This is a genomic window from Candidatus Zixiibacteriota bacterium, from assembly GCA_021159005.1.
Lineage (GTDB): Bacteria > Zixibacteria > MSB-5A5 > UBA10806 > 4484-95 > JAGGSN01.
Genome location: JAGGSN010000040.1, coordinates 1 through 4,189, shown reverse-complemented (window position 1 = coordinate 4,189; position 4,189 = coordinate 1). Strand labels below are relative to the sequence as shown.

The window sequence follows — 4,189 nt, the reverse complement described above, 5'->3', positions numbered from 1 at the left end:
CACCAACTCTACCCTCTGCCCATTCTGGTACTGGAACCCATGTGCCCATATTATTCTCCCTAAACCAATCCTATATCAATTAATTCATAAACTTTGCAATCAAGAAGTTCGAGCAATTTATCTTTAATATCAATATAATCAATGTCTTCATCTGGAGTTATACATCCCTGTAAAGACCTATCATCTTCATTCCAGTCTATTTTCCAAAATATTTCCCAACGATTAGGAGTAGGTATACCGTCCTCTTCCTCTTCCTCTTCCTCTTCTTCCTCTTCCTCTTCTTCTTCTTCCTCTTCCATGTCCCCTATACCTTTACCAGCCACAATAATTCCCTGATTGTTGTCAGTTGCTCGATCATCGAGATAATAGATTCTATCAATTTTGGTACCATCTAATACTATTTCTTTATCTATAGTATATTCATTAATTTCTGTAGAGTTTTCATTATCAACAGTTCCATCTCGTCTCAAGTCACGTGTCGACCCCCATGCTGAATAGTGCTCATTTTCCAATCCATCCCATATGTCAGAAGGTATATTAGGAAATCTATAAAAACATGTAAATGATATTGGATATAATTCAGAATATTCATCGAGTGGACATTCATCTTGCCAATCATCACGAGTAGGCCCGCCATAATTACTGCCACTGTAATATTCTGCACTGCCACTTAAATAATCTTTATTTAGTTTACGTAATTCGAAAGCAGTATTCGGATTTATCCAACTTGCATACACTCCGTGTGCTTTTTTTTGTTCTGTATCCTGATAAACATTTCTTCCTTTATTAAGATTTACATATTGAGAAAAGCAGGCTCCCAATATAGTATGGGCACATCGTTGTATGCGAGTAGAAATACTCTCATCCAAATGTTTATATTCTTTATCGGCTCTTGTAGTATATTCTTTTCCATAAAAAGTTATATTATAGGATGAATGTTTCTCCAAGTCACTTGGGGGAGCCACCGAATATTCTCTACCTTTAAGTTCTCTTTCGTGTCCATCGCAACAAAGTGGATCGCCACTATGCTGTGAACAATCATATTCCTCTTGTGTAACAATTATATCGTGACTTGATAAGGGACCTCTAAATTCTTGTTCAAATTCAGCAAAAGGAACTTTATCGAAACCCGTTTCAGTACCAGTCCATATTCTATGTTCAACCTTAGTAATTTCTTCATATTTTATTATATCATCTTCCGGTGTATCAGGGTCTAATGAAACCCTTATCCTCATTGGCCGCCTTTCCCACTGCATTGTAATAGTTAATTCCTTTTCAGTCAATTCCTCTACTTCAGTCATCATGGAATAAGGAACTTCATACATTGTCTGTATAGTCCAATATGGCGTAAAACCATGTCCATCACCATTACTGGGATAAAAAGTAAAAGTCTGAATAGTTGCAGTATTTAAATTTAAAATGATTCCACAAATAAAATCCTGTCCATGAATTTCAGGATTATAGCTTTTTGCTGTGTACCATACCATCATCCTTTCTTCTGTGTTGCAATAAAATCTATTAGGGGGACAGTGAAGAAAAAGACCGACAAGTTCTGGATCATCTGGGAAGCAATAAGCAGGTCTTGGATAATAAGGTATGGGAAATTTATGAATATTTCCTATACAGTTAGGCAAATTAATCGGCTCGAAAACATTAACGTAATCTGATGTCATTAAATGTGCAGCGGCGGCAAATCTTCTACCATCTTTTTTCTCTTCATCATTCGGAGCATAAGTCATAAATGCTTTTGTAAAAACAGACGATGAAAAATGTGGAACATTTCTCATTTTTTCTAAAAGTTCTATCATCTTTTCTTTAGGTTTTTCCGCACAGTCAAAAATTATTAAATCTCTTACAACGCCAGCGACCTTCCATGCATAAACTTCGTAATATTCCGAGAGTTTAACTGATGTTTTATCTTTAGTTTGTCTAAATTCATTAAGGTTGTTACCTTTTTTATTAAAAAAAAGCCAATAATATTCTTTGGTAGAAATTCCAGTTATCTCATCCTTTCTAATAACATAAGCAAAAAATCTCGGCTCCAGCTTATCAATTCCGGGTTTCTCTTTTAATTCTACAACTATGGGTTCGCTGTAAATTTTCACTTCAGATAAATCAAAACAAAAACTTGCTTCGCATATCGTTCTTGGATCGAGACGAACTTTTCTTACACCCTGCTCTAAATCTTGGAATTTTAATTGATTTTCCAGGATACGCAACTGACTCTGTGCTGCACCAATAAATTTACGTGCATATTCTTTATCCCCGGACGTGGTTATTTTGCATGGCACTTTCATATCTTAAAGCTCCTAGGCATCACAACCAGGGCAACATCAATAGAGTCAATACCAAAGTCACAACCATCCACGTTAGATATTTGAAAGGTAAGATATCGTCCACGGATGCTTCGGCTTCCAGTTATTCTACGCCACTGTTGGCCGGTCACTACGGAATCAACCGTGAACGATTTCTGTGATCTGTTATCTTCGAGAGTTATTACAAGGTCTCCCTCAGCCTCATATCCTAAAAATATAAACCGTACCTTTTTAGGATTATTAATTCCAAAATCCGTTACTATCGGTTCAAAGTAGGCCCCTATAGCATTACCATCGTCTGTGTCACCGTCAAGCTCATATATACCGTCGGTAGACGCTCCAAGGTAAACATCTCCGAATTTCACCATTGAATTAAATTCGTAATCAATGTACTGAGTTGTAGCCCTTGCCTGCAAAGCATGATCCAAAACAAACATACAAGAACTGTACGGTACGAAAGAGGCCGTAATATTCGCCGTTGGGGTAGGAGCGTATCCTTCTATATCAGCCATTATCGTATTTTTCCCCTCACATGTCTCAGTATTGAACTCGTGAAGCAATCAACGCTTGATGTCATAGTAGGAGTCGGAACTGTACCTGTAAGTATTATAGTGTCATTTGCCAACGATGCATAAAAACGAACAAGGGCACCCGGCACAGGCACTCTTCCATATAATGAAACAACCTGCCCGGTCAATGCCACCATGGTACAATACGGGCAAGGTGATCTTCCGAAAATAGAGGCCACATTCCCAACAGTAACTTCGAATAATCCAGTCGGGGTCGGGACTGTACCCGAGATAACTGTAATATTTTCTGTATCACCTATGCAGGTAAGCAGAGGAACCGGCACCCGACCATATATGGTAGCAAGATGGTGGGTATCAGCTACCATACTACATATTGGAATGGGAACATCTCCGCTGAATTTAAGACCGATTCGCATCGAGCAGGTCGGGCACGGAGCGCTGGCTATAATTGATGGATCCCTGCCACTGTAAGCTGTGCAGATAAATTCGGGAACCGGACAATCGCCTTCTATTATCTTACCAATCCTAAAACTTGCAGTGGGTACCGGAGAGGAAGCTTCGATGCGAGCATACCTGAAAACAGCCGACATCTCGCAGGTAGGCGTGGGGCAAGTTGCGTCTATTTGACCGGTATATGTGATATATGCTTTGCCATCGAGGAGATTGGTGGCTGAATCTTTTACCCTTGCTTTGCCATCAAGAAGATCAGTAGCGGAACTTTTTACCCTTGCTTTGCCATCAAGTAAGTTGGTAGTTGTATCTTTAATTGCAGTTTTGCCATCAAATATATTAACAGCACTATCTTTAACAAGGGTTTTACCATCAAAAAATCCTATAGCAGATTTATTTATATTTGTCTTGCCATCTAGCAAATCGGTAGCGTGCTTTATAACAACCAGTTTCCCATCAAGAAGATCTGTTACTACACCAGTGACATATATTTTCCCATCTAATAAATTACTAATTGAATCCTTAATTCTAGTTTTGCCATCAAATACCTTGCTAGCAGATTTGTATAAATAGACTTTTCCATCCAGGAGATCAGTGGTTTCATCCTTGATCTTAACTTTACCGTCTAAAGATTTACTTGCCGTATCCTTGATTCGAGCCTTACCGTCAAGTAGGTCTATATCATATGTATCCAGATAAACCTTGCCGTCAAAAAGATCGGTTGTAGAATTCTTGATTCTTACTTTGCCATCAAAATGGGTAGTTATAGACTCCTTAATCTTGACTTTGCCATCAAAATGATTTGTTACTGCTATTTCTTCGGAACCAAATGTTATTAAACTATCCCAATTTGAATGGTAAGTTGCTTTGATCCATGGGGCAGAGCGGGCTGTG

General features: G+C 38.5%; 3 protein-coding genes. All 3 read right to left on the bottom strand.

Going from position 1 to position 4,189, the window contains the following annotated elements; all coding sequences use genetic code 11:
- Positions 1–59: 59 nt before the first annotated feature.
- Complete coding sequence (locus J7K40_02720) at positions 60–2,297, bottom strand: hypothetical protein (GenBank protein MCD6161308.1); 2,238 nt, start codon at positions 2,295–2,297, stop codon at positions 60–62.
- Positions 2,294–2,827, bottom strand: a complete 534-nt coding sequence (locus J7K40_02715; protein ID MCD6161307.1) for a hypothetical protein — start codon at positions 2,825–2,827, stop codon at positions 2,294–2,296. Before J7K40_02715 ends, J7K40_02720 begins: the two co-directional genes overlap by 4 nt.
- Positions 2,827–4,189: hypothetical protein (locus J7K40_02710; protein ID MCD6161306.1), on the bottom strand; the 1,363-nt coding region annotated here is incomplete at its 5' end. The genes J7K40_02715 and J7K40_02710, both read right to left, overlap by 1 nt.